The organism is Pseudomonas hunanensis, from assembly GCF_013393325.1.
Taxonomy (GTDB): Bacteria; Pseudomonadota; Gammaproteobacteria; order Pseudomonadales; family Pseudomonadaceae; genus Aquipseudomonas; species Aquipseudomonas putida_P.
The window spans coordinates 1-247 of the sequence record NZ_QJRC01000043.1; the positions used below are offsets into that span (position 1 = coordinate 1).

The 247-nt window shown below is 59.1% G+C and carries 1 protein-coding gene; it reads left to right on the top strand.

From position 1 onward, the window contains the following. On the top strand, positions 1-247 hold a 247-nt coding region (locus DM807_RS00685; RefSeq protein ID WP_179026941.1), incomplete at both ends, for an immunoglobulin-like domain-containing protein.

Genomic DNA, 247 nt, shown 5'->3' on the forward strand with positions numbered 1-247 from the left:
CCGATCAACAACCACTCGGAGCTGTACTTCAAGCTGACCGATGGTACGACTGTCGTCGTCGCAGCCAACAGCACCACCGGTTCCGCCACTGCAATCGCGCCGGATAACGTCTATGTCGGCGCTAACCAGCCAGTGGTCAACGCCATCGATGCGGTCAGCGGTGCAGATGCGTGGAAGTTCGAAAACCTGAACCTGGACAAGACTCCGGTCAGCACCCAGGTCACTGATGAGCCAGGTACGCCAGGCA